Source organism: Desulfocastanea catecholica, from assembly GCF_054657295.1.
In genome coordinates, this window is sequence record NZ_BAAHYZ010000022.1 from 37,249 (window position 1) to 51,914 (window position 14,666).

Here is a 14,666-nt window from a genome sequence, read left to right on the forward strand (position 1 = left end):
ACAAGGATACTTTCATGGGTAAAGAAATTGAAAAAAAATTCCTGCTGGCAAACGATGACTGGCGCGGCCTGGGATCAGGTAAAATGTACTGCCAGGGATACCTCAATGCGGAAAAAGGTCGAACAGTTCGCGTAAGAATCATCGACGAGCAGGGAATCTTGACCATTAAAGGCCCGAATGTCGGGGGCACACGGCTTGAGTATGAATATGATATCCCCATCGATGATGCCCGGGAAATGCTCGATCAACTTTGCCGGAAACCCCTCATCGAAAAAACCAGATACAAGATTCCATTCGCCGGGTTCATCTGGGAAGTAGATGAATTCAAAGGAGAAAACGAAGGGCTACTCTTTGCCGAGATTGAATTGCAGCACGAAGGACAGCAATTCACCAAACCTGCATGGATAGGCAGAGAAGTCACCGACGACAGCAGATATTACAATGCCAATCTGGTCGTCAATCCTTTCGCCAACTGGAAAAACAAGCAATGACGAAAGCCGTCGGAAGCGATGGGTGCGACGACCTGAAACAGTTTTAAAATCTGTTTTACTATTTCACCGTTACAGTCTAGTATAGCATGCAGTGGGTACCATAACGGTATACAACTTAAAAAGAGGAGACCAAAAAGATGCGAAAAACGAAGAATCTGATTGCTGCATTCTGTGGTGCGACCTTGTTGCTGGCTTCGATGAATGCCATGGCAGCACCGAAAACGCTGGTATTCTGTTCCGAAGGAAGTCCCGAAGGCTTTAACCCTGCCTTCTATACCGCGGGAACGACCTTTGATGCCTCCTCCCGACAGGTTTTCAACAAACTCTCCGAGTTTAAACGGGGGACCACCGAGATCGGCCCGGGTCTTGCCGAAAAATGGGATATTTCCGCCGATGGTACCGAATACACCTTTCATCTGCGCAAAGGCGTAAAATTTCACACCACCGCAAAGTTTACCCCGAGCCGTGATTTCAACGCCGATGATGTCATTTTCACCTTCATGCGCCAATTTGACAAAGAACACCCCTTCCATAAGGTGGGTGGTGCTTCCTATGAATATTTCAACAGTATGTCCATGCCGGAACTGTTGCAAGAGATCATCAAGGTCGACGACTACACCGTCAAATTTATCCTCAAACGGCCTGAAGCACCCTTTATCGCCAATCTGGCCATGGATTTCGCCTCGATTTTCTCCGCAGAGTACGCTGACAAGATGATGAAGGCCGGCACCCCAAATGTCATTGATTTCGAGCCGGTCGGTACCGGTCCTTTCCAGCTGGTAGCATATCAGAAAGATGCCGTCATTCGTTATAAAGCCCATCCGGATTACTGGGCAGGCAAAGCCCCTCTTGATAATCTGGTCTTCGCTATTACCCCCGATGCCTCCGTCCGCTACCAGAAACTGAAAGCCGGTGAATGCCATGTCATGCCCTATCCCAATCCAGCCGATCTGGAAGCGATGGGCAAGGATGCCGACATCAACCTGCTGCAGAAAGAAGGTCTGAATGTCGGGTACATGGCCTATAACACGAAAATGGCCCCCTTCGACAATCCCAAGGTCCGCAAGGCCTTGAACATGGCCATCAACAAGCAGGGCATCCTCGACGCGGTCTTCCAGGGCGCCGGCAAGGTTGCCAAGAATCCGATCCCGCCGACTATCTGGTCCTATAACGATGCCGTCGTCGATGATCCTTATGATCCTGCCGCCGCCAAAAAAGCACTGGCTGAAGCAGGCGTCAAGGATCTGAAAATGAACATCTGGGCCATGCCGGTACAGCGGCCCTATAATCCCAATGCCCGTCGTATGGCCGAGATGCTCCAGTCCGACTTTGCCGCGGTTGGCGTGAAAGTGGACATCGTTTCCTACGAATGGGGTGAGTACCTGAAACGTTCCAAAGAAGAGACCCGTGATGGCGCCGTCCTCCTTGGCTGGACCGGTGACAACGGTGATCCGGACAACTTCCTCGCCGTGCTGCTCGGCTGTGACGGCGTCGGCGGGGCAAACCGTGCCCAGTGGTGTCATCAGCCCTTCGAAGATCTGATCCAGAAGGCGAAGATTGTTGCCGATCCGGCGGAACGGACCAAACTCTATGAAGAAGCGCAGCTCATTTTCAAAGAGCAGGCTCCCTGGGCGACCATCGCCCATTCCGTGGTATTCCAGCCGGTACGCAAGGAAGTCGTCGATTTCCGTATCGATCCTTTCGGCGGCAATGTTTTCTACGGCGTTGACCTGAAGTAAATGATCCCCGCAGGCCGGGCAGAGACAATCTGCCCGGCCTTTTTTGTACCGTCTATTCTACAGAGAACGCACATATGTTCGTTTATTTCTTAAGAAAACTGGGTGTCATTCTGCCCACCTTTTTCGGCGTTACCCTGGTGGCTTTTATCTTTATTCGTACCCTCCCCGGCGACCCGGTGCTCCTCATGGCCGGGGAACGAGGGATGAGCGAGGAACGGCATGCCGCCCTGATGGCCGAATTCGGCTTCGACAAACCGATCATCCTGCAGTACGGCTACTATCTGAAACAGCTGGTGCAGGGCGATTTCGGTACGTCAATTATCACCAGAAAACCGGTGCTCGACGAATTCATGACCCTCTTTCCGGCGACGGTCGAACTTTCTCTGTGTGCGATGCTCCTTGCCATATTCTTTGGCCTGCCGGCCGGGATGATCGCCGCCACCCGTCGAGGCTCGATGTTTGACCACACGGTGATGACCGGCGCCCTGACCGGATACTCCATGCCGATCTTCTGGTGGGGGCTGCTGCTGATTATCTTTTTTTCCGGCATCCTCGGCTGGACCCCGGTTTCGGGTCGCATCTCCATGCTCTATTATTTTGAGCCCGTTACCGGCTTTATGCTGATCGACAGTTTCCTCTCCGGGCAGGAAGGTGCCTTTGCCTCAGCGGTTTCCCATCTCATCCTCCCGGCCATCGTCCTCGGCACCATTCCGCTGGCGGTTATCGCCAGGCAGACCCGCTCCGCCATGCTTGAGGTACTCAGTGAAGATTACGTACGCACCGCCCGGGCCAAAGGGCTCGGACCCCAGCGGGTCATTGGTCTGCATGCCCTGCGTAACGCCTTGATCCCGGTCATAACCGTGATCGGTCTGCAGGTCGGCGTGCTGTTCGCCGGGGCAATCCTCACCGAGACCATCTTTTCCTGGCCGGGGATCGGCAAATGGATGGTCGACTCAATCTTCAGACGAGACTATTCGGCGGTACAGGGTGGTCTGCTGCTCATTGCGGCAATCGTCATGCTCGTCAACCTGGCGGTTGATCTGCTCTACGGTCTGATCAACCCGCAAATACGCCATACGGATTAATTATGACCGAAACAACCATGCAAGCAGTAAGTGAAGAGGGAATCATCGATAGCCGGCCGACCGGATTCATCGCCGATCTTCGCGAATTCTGGTCCTATTTCAGTGAAAACCGCGGTGCCGTCATCGGCTTGTTTTTTTTCATTGCCGTCGTCCTTATCGCCGTCTTTGCCAATATCATCGCGCCCCATTTACCGAACGAGCAGTTCCGAGAGGCCCTTCTCCAGCCGCCGTTCTGGCAGACCGGCGGCGATGCCCGTTTTCTCCTCGGTACCGACGCCATCGGCCGGGATATGCTGTCACGACTGATCTACGGTTCGCGTTATTCGCTGTTTATCGGCTGTATCGTCGTCTCGATTTCCCTGGTTGTCGGAGTCATTCTTGGCCTTATGGCCGGCTTTTTCCGTGGCCGGGTCGACACCTTCATCATGCGGATCATGGATGTCGTTCTCGCCTTTCCCAGCCTGCTGCTGGCCCTGGTTCTCGTCGCCATCCTCGGACCGAGTCTGATGAACGCCATGGTGGCCATCGCCATCGTGCAGCAGCCGCATTATGTCCGGTTGACCCGGGCGGCGGTGATGTCGGAGATGACCAAGGACTATGTTACCGCCGCCAGAGTCATCGGTGTCAAGTCGCTGCGGCTGATGTTTATTACCATTTTGCCGAACTGCATGGCGCCGCTGATCGTCCAGGCTGCGCTCAGTTTTTCCACTGCCATCCTTGACGCCGCCGCCCTCGGTTTTTTAGGCATGGGCGCCCAGCCACCGACCCCGGAATGGGGAACCATGCTGGCGGAAGCCCGCGAATTCATCCTGCGCGCCTGGTGGGTGGTCACCTTTCCCGGAGTTGCCATTCTGACCACTGTGCTGGCAATCAACCTGATGGGCGACGGTCTGCGCGATGCCCTCGATCCGAAACTCAAACGCTCATAAATGGACCATGCCATTACTTGAAATTGAAAATCTCAGCGTGACCTTTTTGACCGGCGGGGGACAATTCACCGCCGTCGACCGGGTCTCGATGAATATTGAACCCGGAGAGGTCGTCTCCATCGTCGGGGAATCCGGCTCGGGAAAATCGGTGTCAATGCTGGCGCTGATGGGGCTTTTGCCCTGGACCGCGACCATCACCGCCGACACCCTTCGTTTTGACGGTCAGGATCTGAAAACCATCAGCAAGAAGCAGCTCCGCCAGATCATCGGTTCGAAGATGGCGATGATCTTTCAGGAGCCGATGACCAGTCTCAACCCCTGTTTTACCGTTGGGTTTCAGTTAAGCGAAACGCTGAAAATCCACATGGGTATGAATCGGGCAGAGAGAAAAAAACGCGCCATCGAGCTGCTTGATCTGGTCGGCATCCCGGAACCGGAGAAACGGCTTTCCGCCTTCCCGCATCAGCTTTCCGGCGGCATGAACCAGCGGGTTATGATCGCCATAGCCATCTCCTGCAATCCAAGATTATTGATTGCCGACGAACCGACGACCGCCCTCGACGTCACCATTCAGGCGCAGATTCTTGATCTGCTGCTCACATTACAAAAGGAAAAAGGCATGTCACTGGTGCTGATAACCCATGATATGGGCGTGGTTGCCGAGACCGCCGAAAGAGTGGCGGTGCAGTACGCCGGGCAGCAGGTGGAAAAACAGCTGGTGAAGGGGTTGTTTTCCGATCCGCACCACCCCTATACCCAGGCTTTACTTAACTCTCTGCCGGAGCGCTCGACTGCCAAGATACTGCCGTCAATCGCCGGCGTCGTCCCCGGTCAATTCGACAAACCAGTCGGTTGCCTCTTTTCCCCCCGCTGCAAATATGCCACCGACCTCTGCCGCACTACTCCCCCGGTCGCTGCATCGCTTGAGCTCGGCCGTGCCCTCTGCCACTATCCCCTGGTGGCCGGACTCCCGACCAACTATCCCGAGGAGGTACGCGCATGAAAGGAGATGTGGTTCTGGAGGCGGAAAATCTCACCCGCCACTATAAGGTCGAACGCGGTTCCTTCCAGAAGCCGGCAATTTTAAAGGCCCTTGACGGGGCTTCTTTTCAACTGATCAAAGGCAAGACCCTGGCGGTCGTCGGCGAATCCGGCTGCGGCAAGTCAACACTGGCCCGCCTGGTGACGATGATTGAAAAGCCGACATCCGGCGAGCTGAAAATCACCGGCATCAATATCATCACTGCCGATAAAAAGGTGCTCGGCAACCTGCATAAAAAGGTACAGATCGTCTTTCAGGATCCGTACGGCTCTCTCAACCCGCGCCAGAAAATCGGTCATGCGCTGGAAGAACCACTGCTGGTCAACACCACCATGGGTAAAAAAGAACGACGCGACGCCGCCCTGAAGATAATCAAACTCGTCGGCCTCCGGCCGGAATACTATGATCGCTATCCGCACATGTTTTCCGGAGGTCAGCGGCAGCGAATCGCCGTGGCCAGGGCCCTGATGCTCAATCCGGAAATCGTCGTACTCGACGAGCCGGTCTCCGCCCTGGACGTGTCGATACAGGCGCAGATCCTCAACCTCATCGCCACGCTGCAGGAACAGTTCTATCTGGCCTATATGTTTATCAGCCATGACCTGTCGGTAGTCAAACACATCGCCGACGAGGTGATGGTCATGTATCTCGGCAAACCCGTTGAATCCGGCAGCCGGGACACCCTGTTCAGCAAACCGCACCATCCCTACACCAGGGCGCTGCTTTCGGCTACGCCGGTGGCTGATCCTTTTCGAACCAAGGAACGGATCGTGCTGCGCGGCGAGCTGCCGTCACCCATTGCCCCGCCGTCAGGATGTACCTTCCATCCACGCTGTCCGTCGATGACCGAAATATGCCGGGTAAAACCGCCGGAACTGCGCGACATTGACGGCTGCATGGTGGCCTGTTATCATCCAAAGACCTATTAGCCTTACAGATTATTTAACCCACCTCGGAGGAGCTGATGAAATATCTTCCTATTACAGACAAAGTTACTCTACCCGCCCTCGGGCTCGGCACCTGGAAATCAAGCAATGGAGAAGCTGGTCGGGCTGTTGCAGAAGCCTTAGAAATCGGTTATCGCCATATCGATTGCGCGTCCATCTATCAGAACCAGAAGGAGATCGGTACGGCCCTGGCCGGAGCACTGACGATCGGACAGGTGAAAAGAGAGGAGCTGTGGATCACTTCCAAGTTGTGGAACAACGCCCATGCCCACAAACATGTACAGCCGGCCCTGGAAAGAACCTTGAAAGACCTGCAGCTTGACTATCTGGACCTTTACCTCATCCACTGGCCGGTTCACTTTCAGCAGAATATTGTTTTCCCCAAACGGCCGGAGGAGTATCTCGCCCCGGAGGCCATTCCTCTCATGGAAACCTGGCAGGCGATGGAGAAGATGGTGAAAAAGGGACTGTGCAGGTATATCGGTGTGTGTAATTTCAACCTCAGCCGCCTGATTGACCTCAAAGGCCAGGCGCATATTCAACCGGTAATGAACCAAATTGAACTGCATCCCTACCTGCAGCAGGTAAAGATGCTCGAATACTGCAAAAAAAACCAGGTGCTGCTCACAGCCTATTCGCCACTGGGCTCGGGGGATCGGCCGGCGGCCATGAAAAAGGCCGATGAACCCTCACTCCTCGACCATCCGGTTATTCTGGAAATCGCCGCAAAACGACAAATCACCCCGGGACAGGTACTGCTTGTCTGGGGACTTTCCCGAGGCACGGCAGTGATACCTAAATCAGTCAACCCGGAAAGATTGCGGGAAAATTTTCTTGCCGCTGATCTGGAGCTTGAGGCAGGCGACCTGGCGGCGATAAATGCACTGGAGAGTGGCTATCGTTTTGTCGATGGCGCTTTTTTCGCAACGCCCGGTTCTCCGTACACCGTCGCTGACCTGTGGAAGGACTCATAACGTTGTACAGAGACTCCAGGCAGGCAAATTTCTTTCAAAAGTCGTACCGGCGGCGGTTTTGGCCCGGCCGGTACGACGTGCACAGCGCATCCTATCAATCAAAGGCCATATCGGTCTTCCATTCCTGCCAGACCTTGCCAACCAGATCAATGCCTGGTTTCAGCGTTTTCTTGCCCGGGCGCCAGCCGGAAGGCGTGGCCTCGGCACCCTTCGTCTCTCGCACCAACTGGAATGCCTGAATTTGCCGAATGGACTCATTGACATTTCTGCCGACCGGAGGCGTCAGCACCTCAAACCCCTGGATGACTCCATCCGGATCTATGATAAACCGGCCACGGGCTTCGACACCGGCGGTTTCATCAAAAACCCCATAGACTTTACCGACCTTGCCACCAGCGTCGGACAACATGGGAAAAGGGACTCCTCCCGCAACCATTTTTGCCAGCTCGTCATCATCCCACATCTTATGGACAAACATGGAATCAATGGACATAGAAAGTATTTCGACACCCATGTCCTGAAACACGGAATATTTTTCAGCGACCGCTGAAATTTCCGTAGCTCAGACAAAGGTAAAATCGCCTGGATAAAAACAAAGAACAACCCACTTACCTAAATAATCCGAGAGCTTAATATTGACAAACTTACCTTGTTGATAGCCCGGGGCAACAAAATCAGGGGCTTTTTGACCAACCATGACCATTGTCCGTTCCTCCTTAATTATTTTAGGTGACGCCTCCACTTCGACAACATCCTCGCCAACCGGCCCCCCTGTCGGCCTGGCACATCCAACAGCTGCTTCTTCCGCCATAATTACCTCCTTTTTTTTTGGTGGTGCGACAACGTCGCATTATGAGCATATACCCATCTCATGCACGCAGTGTTAGCGATAAAAGGTCTTCACTGTCAAGATAAAAGAGTGTCAATTTCTTCAACGCACGGGCACCGTGAAAAGAGCATGATCGAGGCAACAATATCGAGGCCATACTCAGGACGAAAAAGAGCAATGAAAGAATCCTCTCATTGCTCTTTTGCTGGGCTGTCCCGAACAGTGGCTAAACATGACAATGTATTAACTTACTGTTTTTTCAATTTCTGCAATGCCTGCTCGGCGGCAATGGTGATAGGTTCCGCGCTGGGCTCGGAAGATATATCCGGATTGCAGGCGGAGGTAAAGGTTGTCAGTTGTGAAATTGTTCTCCCGCCGAGGATAAATGCGGAAACGGCATCGATTTCTCGCGCAGGTGCGATGGCATGACTGACGATCTGGCCCCCGATCAGTTTCTCGGTATTTTTGTCAAATACCAGCTTCAGCTTCCATGGTTTCATCCCCGGAATCATGCCGTGTTTACTTCTTGAATCGACCATGGCGCAGACAGTTTCAATACCTTCCCTGGCTGCATTTGATTCCGTCAGCCCGGTTGCGGTAATGGTCATGTCGAACATTTTGCAGCCGCCGGCATCGAGGACGCCGGGAAATTCGATGGCATAGCCGGCGAGCCGTTTGGCGGCCAGCCGACCCTGCACGACTGCCGGCCCGCGCAGCTGTCCCGGGGTAGGTTTTTTAGTGATGAAATTTATTTTTTCGACACAATCGCCACCGGCAAGAATATCCGGATCGGAGGTTTCCTGAAATGCGTTCACTTTAATGCCGAACTGGCCCATCTCCAGGCCGATCTCCTTGGCCAACTGAATATTCGGGCGAACGCCGACATTCATGAAAACAACATCCGCATCAAGGGTCTTGCCCGATGAAAGCTGAACACCGACCACCTTGCCGTCTTTGCCTATAAGTTTTTCAACTTTTTCTCCCGTCTGAATTTGGAGACCTTTCTCTTCGAGATAGGTCCGAACAGCGTCGGACATGTCTTTATCAAGCATGAGAGGGAGCGGTCGGTCCATCAATTCAATGATAGAAATGTTAAAACCATCCGGCTTGGTCTCCGCAAGCAGAGATGCGATTTCCATACTGATAAATCCGGCCCCGATAAATATGATATTTTTCTTTTGATCACCGGCCACGGCGGCTTTAATCTTTTCTGCATCGGGGAGCCCCCGCAGGGTCATGACGCCTTCCAGATCATTGCCTTCGATGGGGGGAATAAACGAACTGGACCCCGTGGCCATATACAGCTTGTCGTATTTGAATTCCTCACCTCCGGATGAGACAACGGTTTTCTTTACTGCATCGATCTTAACCACTTCATCGTTAACAACACGGATGCCCATACCCTGCAGCATCTTATCAGGAACAACAATTGAAGCACTGGTAGCCAGACCGGCTATCACATGGGGCAGAGCTCACCTGACGATAAAGAATTCTTCCTTGCGAATAACAGTGACATCCACCTCCGGCATGAGTTTTTTCGACATCATGGCCGCCGGTCCGCCGGAACCACTGCAGCCAACAATAACCAGTTTTTCGCCTTTTTTCATGGTCTCTCCTTTTTGTACTTTGGGTAATAGTGAACAAAATGCTCACTCTTTTTACAGCTGCACCTGTTATCAGCGTTGCGGCACTTTCTTTGCAGTAGCCTCCATCCCGGCGCTCTTTTTCGTCATAAACCAGATGATACAGGAAGGGCGAAACTTACAAAAGAACTCTGCATCACTGCATGCCAGACACTCTTCACATAAGTAGACATTATGCTTCAAACACACGTAGTTGGTTTCACGATCGGGATGGTTGACACATGTGGGCATGTTTATATATCCTTTTAATGCTCAGGGTTCAAAGAAGGCGGGCTTTCCAGGTTGCCATTCGATAGTGACGCCTGGAGTAATACAGTAAGGGTTTGAACAGACTGCAGCCCGATAGCCCGTTTGACTTCCCTGCTTTTTCGGTAGACGATCAATGTCGGCACCGTCTGGATATGACATTTCCGGGCAATCTCCGGATGTCTTTCGACATCAACCCGAGCAATTGCCAGTTCACCGTTATATATCCGCATAAAATTCACCAGTACCTGATACTGACGACGGCACGGGGATGACCAGGGTGTGCCGAAAGCAATCAAGCTCAGATCCTGTCGGGTAATGCCCACAAATTCCGGAGAAGTTGAGACGGTTATCAGTTCTTTCATACTCGCCCACATACATAATACGGCATGAAAACCGGGAGTTTTTTCAAGCTAAGCAAGTATTTCGTTTTATGGCAATCATCTCGGCTGCCTTGATAAGCGGATATGCTGTCGGTGGTCCTGTCAGCAGAGGATGCGTGCCGATCTGAGAAGTAAGTATTCCATCTACCGTCATTCTGCTCTGGATAATAAACCCTATCAGATTCGTCAGCTCTCCAACGGATTTGCCGCCAAAAACCTCCCCGCCGAGAATAATTCCTGAATCCTTTGAGGCAATCAACTTTACAATTTGTTTGTGGGCGTCAGGTAAGCTACCAGGATGACAATCTATTCCTTCAAACATGCCGGTAAAAACATCAAAGCCCCTTTCTTTCGCCAAATTTTCCGTTACCCCGGCAGCACCAAATGCATCTGTACCGATCGCGGTACAAAATATAGAAATAGTGCCGGTAAAGGAACGAACTGTGGATAATTTAAAAAGGTTCATACCGGCAATCCGAGCCTCAGCACATGCTGTCGAAGCAAGCATGGTCCTCTTTGGCGTACGTGTCACAAAGCTCAACTTTTCAGCACAATCACCTACGGCAAAAATATCAGGATTCTCCGTGCGCATATATTCGTCGACTTTAATAAAGCCCATCTTATTGACAGCCAGGCCGGCTTCTTCGGCTAGATTTGAGTTGGGGTGATACCCTACAGACAAAATCACCGCATCGGTATCGAGAATCTGCCCATCGTCGAGCATCACGCCAGTGACCTTATCTTCCCCGAGAATTTTCTTAACCTTCCTGCCGCAACATATCTTGACTCCACGGGCGATCAGGGCGTCTTCAGCTCTGGATGCCAACTCTTCATCAAAAGCAAGGCTGAGCACATGGGGTAAGAGTTCAACAATCGTCACATCCTTCCCTGCTTTGACCAGTTCATCGGCCATCTCAACGCCAATAAAGCCACCACCTATGACGACAACCGTGTCGCATGCGCCAAATGCCAGTCTTTCTTTATCCAGGTACTCTTTTTCTTTAGGAATAAAAAAAACATTTTCCAGATCAATACCACCAAGCCACTGTGGTTCAACAGGAGATGAACCCGTCGCAAAAATGAGTTTCGCAAAACCTATTTCCGTCCCATCAGTCAGCGTACAGATCTTGTTTTCCTGATGAACAGAAACAGCTTCGTCAATAATCAGATCAATACCGCAGTCTTCCACGACCATATTCGGAACGACATTTTTATCACTGGACTCCAGCGTGCCAAACATATAAGGAATACCGCAAGGAACCAGCATTTTTTCTTCTTTTCGAATTAATACAACTTGTTTGTCCGGATAAAAATTTCTTGAAGTGGTCGCAGCAACAATACCGGCAGCACTGCCACCTATAACTAATACATCTACATTTTTCATTTTTGCCCTCTGCAATGGATAAGCTTGAAAATTTCTTTACCAGCCTGTATGGCACCCACAAGTTGCTAATCCAATATTTATGCCAACAACTCTCCTTTAAAAGTTTTAATTTTATAATCTAATGTTATCAATAACATAATCAAGTAAAAAAAAAGATCGCCTTGCTGAAGAGTCACCCGGTAACGTTACCAAAAAGTGTTAACCGTTACCAGGAGGCCGGCACACCGGTTTTAAAAGAGTACGCCCGGCAAAGTTGTCAGTGCGGACCGAAAAACATAAGGCATAAACGAGATCGAACAGCCTGCTAGGTATGCGAGAGTAAACAGTGGATAGGACACTCAGTGCATTACGGATTGTCACTGTGATACAACTGGTAAAAAGCGCCTTTATACTGCATAAGTTCGTCATATGATCCATTTTCAAGTATGCCGCCATTGTCCATTACCACTATACGATCATAAAATTGTGCTAAATCAAGACGATGAATTATCGAAATAATGGTCTTTTCCGTAAAAGACGTCGAAATAAAATCCTGGATCATCGACTGGGAGATGTTATCCAGACTTGCCGTTGCTTCATCCATAATAATAATAGGTGTGTCGGTGAGCAGGGCGCGGGCGATGGCGATTTTTTGTTTTTGCCCCCCGGAATGATGACTCCCCTGACTGCCGACAAAAAATTCCAGGCCAAGGTCAATAATTTCATCGAGGAGCCCTTCACGTTTGAAGGTGTCCCAAGCCAGGTCTTTTATGCGCAGGATATCTTCAAACGTCTTCTTGACCGAACCCAGCAATATGTTGGTGCGAATATTGTGTTTATACAAATATCCGGAATAACAATACGTATTAAAATCATGGGGTTTATCATCCAAAGAAACACCGTGATTGTTGCATAAAAGGTCAAGGTTGTCATGTCGACAGAGATAATTGACGACATGCTGAATTTCGTTGAGAAAATAGTGTCTCGCCGCAAGAATCTTTCTTTCCAGTTCCGGTTTCAGACGAACCAGCCCATGTTTAGCCGGGATATAGCGCAGAGCAAGAATCATCAGATAATTTTTTTCTTCCCTGGTCAACATGACCGCACTGTCAAGCCGGCTTATAATATCCTGATATTTGCCAAGTTCTTCTTCCTCCATGGGATTACTGGTAAAGAAAGATTCGTCAGTAGCGGTCTGCTGCACCATTTCCAGAGTAATACGAGCCAGGGCCAGACCAAGATCAAGCAGCTCCTGTTGCAGATCTGTCTGCTTCATCAAAGTAATAAAGTCAGGATTGGTCGGTAATTTTTCAATGACATATCTGCCGTTCAGGGACTCGCCAAAGATCAGATTATCACGTAACGTGGCATAATACAGAAACTTATCCCGATCATAAAACTCGACGACTTCCTCAAATTGACTTTTGAGATCCTGATGAACGATCTGTCGCATCTTCAGAATATGTTTTTTGAGTTTATGGGCCTTGTCTACCGGAGGAATCGAACTCATGCCAAGCCAGACCAGATCCTTTTCCAAACCGATATTATGAATAATTTGCCGCAATCTATGGCGAATTTCTCCGGAAGAGCCGGCATTCGAGGCTGAATCAGGCAGGCCGTACATAATATTTTCGCTGATAGTTCCTGAAAAGATAAACGGACGCTGTGGAATCATGGCGATTTGAGAACTGATGAATTCGGCGGAACAACAGTTCATATCCTGCCCCTCGAGATGGATAGTCCCTTCCGTGCTCCTGTACAAACCGGCCAACAACAAGGCAAGAGTCGATTTGCCGCAACCTGAGGCACCGACCAGAGCTATATGCTGTCCGCGATGTATGGTCAGGCTGACATTGCGCAGGAGGGTAATATGGCCGGGCAGAGTGTAATATATATGAGCAAGCTCAAGGTACGCCGGGTTGGTATGGATTGGGCGGGGGGCGGGAAGAGCCGGTACTTCCTGGTTATCAAAAAGTCTGGTTATCTGTTGATAAACGACGTGAGCATTCTGGTATTCTTGATAGAAAAGCCGCAGCTCCTGCCACGGATCATACAGTTTCTCATGTGCGGAAAGAAACGCAACCAGAGCGCCAAGGGTGAACTGACCATTAATTGCCAAATGGCCGCCCACGAGAAATAACAGAAAAGGGCCGAGGGCCTGGAAAAAATTACCGGAAAATTTAATGCCGAATTTGTATAAATTGAGGGTGATCGTTATCCGGTAGAGCTTGTCTATCAATCGGCTGATCCGGCTCTTTTCAAATTGGTACCTGTTATAACTCTGGATTTCCACGATTCCGTTGATAGCCTCATTGACGGTATCGCTCATCTCTCTCACCGTGGTGATTCTTTTCTGATTCCAGGCATTAAACTTTTTCTGCAGTAAAGGAATCACAATGAGTTCAAAGGGATAAACGGCAATGGTTATCAGGGTGAGCATGTGGCTCAATGAATACATATAACTGAACACGGCCACATAGGTGAAAATTGAGGTAAGAGGGACGGCCAGGGCCTGCCCGAGAAAGGCGCCGATGGCATTGAGTTCCCCGGTTATTGCAGAAATAGCTGAACCTGTTCGTAACCCTCGATACCGTTGCAGCGGCAAATGCAGAACATACAAATAGAGTTCTGTGCGTAAACCAATGAGAATCTTCTGGCCGATAATCACCTGCAGCATATTGATCAGATACTTGCTCAGTCCGGTCAGCAGGACAGCAGCAATATACAGACCGCAATACCACAGGAGCAGATACTCATCACGTTTACTGATTGCGTCATTAATAATTCTTTTCTGCAGTTCCAGCGGAACAACCCTGAGAAACACGCTTATCAGAATAATAACCAGTAAAAGGAGTTGCAAGCCATGGTATCGGCTGAAAATCCAGTAGTGAAGCGGCCGTTTAGTGATCGGCACATTTTTTTTATTAAACATAACTGACATCTCCGTGCATTTTGCACGTGCTGCTATGGACCGTTACAAAAATGAGACGCTCAT

Annotated in this window: 13 protein-coding genes; 7 read left to right on the forward strand and 6 right to left on the reverse strand. The window is 50.6% G+C overall.

Going from position 1 to position 14,666, the window contains the following annotated elements; genetic code table 11:
* Positions 1 to 14: 14 nt before the first annotated feature.
* The 7 genes from ACYQ8U_RS17570 to ACYQ8U_RS17600 all read left to right on the forward strand — a co-directional run bounded on the left by ACYQ8U_RS17570 (position 15) and on the right by ACYQ8U_RS17600 (position 7,207).
* Positions 15 to 491, forward strand: a complete 477-nt coding sequence (locus ACYQ8U_RS17570) for a CYTH domain-containing protein (protein ID WP_459946867.1) — start codon at positions 15 to 17, stop codon at positions 489 to 491.
* A gap of 137 nt (positions 492 to 628) precedes the next feature.
* Positions 629 to 2,230 (forward strand): ABC transporter substrate-binding protein, encoded by a 1,602-nt coding sequence (locus tag ACYQ8U_RS17575; RefSeq protein ID WP_459946868.1) that lies wholly within the window; start codon positions 629 to 631, stop codon positions 2,228 to 2,230.
* Positions 2,231 to 2,304: 74 nt separating this feature from the next.
* A complete protein-coding gene (locus ACYQ8U_RS17580) occupies positions 2,305 to 3,315 on the forward strand; it encodes an ABC transporter permease subunit (RefSeq protein ID WP_459946869.1) in 1,011 nt (336 codons plus the stop codon).
* Positions 3,316 to 3,332: 17 nt separating this feature from the next.
* The gene (locus tag ACYQ8U_RS17585; RefSeq protein ID WP_459946908.1) at positions 3,333 to 4,244 is read left to right on the forward strand and encodes an ABC transporter permease subunit; all 912 of its coding nucleotides are present in this window, start codon (positions 3,333 to 3,335) and stop codon (positions 4,242 to 4,244) included.
* A 7-nt stretch (positions 4,245 to 4,251) separates the two neighbouring features.
* Complete coding sequence (locus ACYQ8U_RS17590) at positions 4,252 to 5,247, forward strand: ABC transporter ATP-binding protein (protein ID WP_459946870.1); 996 nt, start codon at positions 4,252 to 4,254, stop codon at positions 5,245 to 5,247.
* The gene (locus ACYQ8U_RS17595; RefSeq protein ID WP_459946871.1) at positions 5,244 to 6,215 is read left to right on the forward strand and encodes a dipeptide ABC transporter ATP-binding protein; all 972 of its coding nucleotides are present in this window, start codon (positions 5,244 to 5,246) and stop codon (positions 6,213 to 6,215) included. The genes ACYQ8U_RS17590 and ACYQ8U_RS17595 overlap by 4 nt, the downstream gene beginning before the upstream one ends.
* 35 nt (positions 6,216 to 6,250) lie before the next feature.
* Positions 6,251 to 7,207, forward strand: coding sequence for an aldo/keto reductase (locus ACYQ8U_RS17600; RefSeq protein WP_459946872.1), 957 nt, complete (start codon positions 6,251 to 6,253; stop codon positions 7,205 to 7,207).
* Between the two features lie 94 nt (positions 7,208 to 7,301).
* On the opposite strand, the gene prxU is transcribed toward ACYQ8U_RS17600, so the two are convergent.
* From prxU to ACYQ8U_RS17630, 6 genes are all read right to left on the reverse strand, one after another.
* The gene (gene prxU / locus ACYQ8U_RS17605) at positions 7,302 to 8,018 is read right to left on the reverse strand and encodes a thioredoxin-dependent peroxiredoxin (RefSeq protein ID WP_459946873.1); all 717 of its coding nucleotides are present in this window, start codon (positions 8,016 to 8,018) and stop codon (positions 7,302 to 7,304) included.
* 266 nt (positions 8,019 to 8,284) lie between these two features.
* Entirely contained in the window at positions 8,285 to 9,496 is a 1,212-nt protein-coding gene (locus ACYQ8U_RS17610; protein ID WP_459946874.1) for an FAD-dependent oxidoreductase, read from the reverse strand.
* Positions 9,497 to 9,508: 12 nt separating this feature from the next.
* On the reverse strand, positions 9,509 to 9,643 hold the full coding sequence (locus ACYQ8U_RS17615; RefSeq protein WP_457576904.1) for a hypothetical protein: 135 nt from the start codon (positions 9,641 to 9,643) through the stop codon (positions 9,509 to 9,511).
* A gap of 281 nt (positions 9,644 to 9,924) precedes the next feature.
* Positions 9,925 to 10,290 carry a thioredoxin family protein gene (locus ACYQ8U_RS17620; protein ID WP_459946875.1) on the reverse strand — a complete coding sequence of 122 codons (366 nt, stop codon included), beginning with the start codon at positions 10,288 to 10,290 and terminating at the stop codon, positions 9,925 to 9,927.
* Between the two features lie 43 nt (positions 10,291 to 10,333).
* On the reverse strand, positions 10,334 to 11,692 hold the full coding sequence (locus ACYQ8U_RS17625; protein ID WP_459946876.1) for an FAD-dependent oxidoreductase: 1,359 nt from the start codon (positions 11,690 to 11,692) through the stop codon (positions 10,334 to 10,336).
* Between the two features lie 346 nt (positions 11,693 to 12,038).
* Positions 12,039 to 14,603 carry an ATP-binding cassette domain-containing protein gene (locus ACYQ8U_RS17630; RefSeq protein ID WP_459946877.1) on the reverse strand — a complete coding sequence of 855 codons (2,565 nt, stop codon included), beginning with the start codon at positions 14,601 to 14,603 and terminating at the stop codon, positions 12,039 to 12,041.
* Positions 14,604 to 14,666 lie beyond the last annotated feature (63 nt).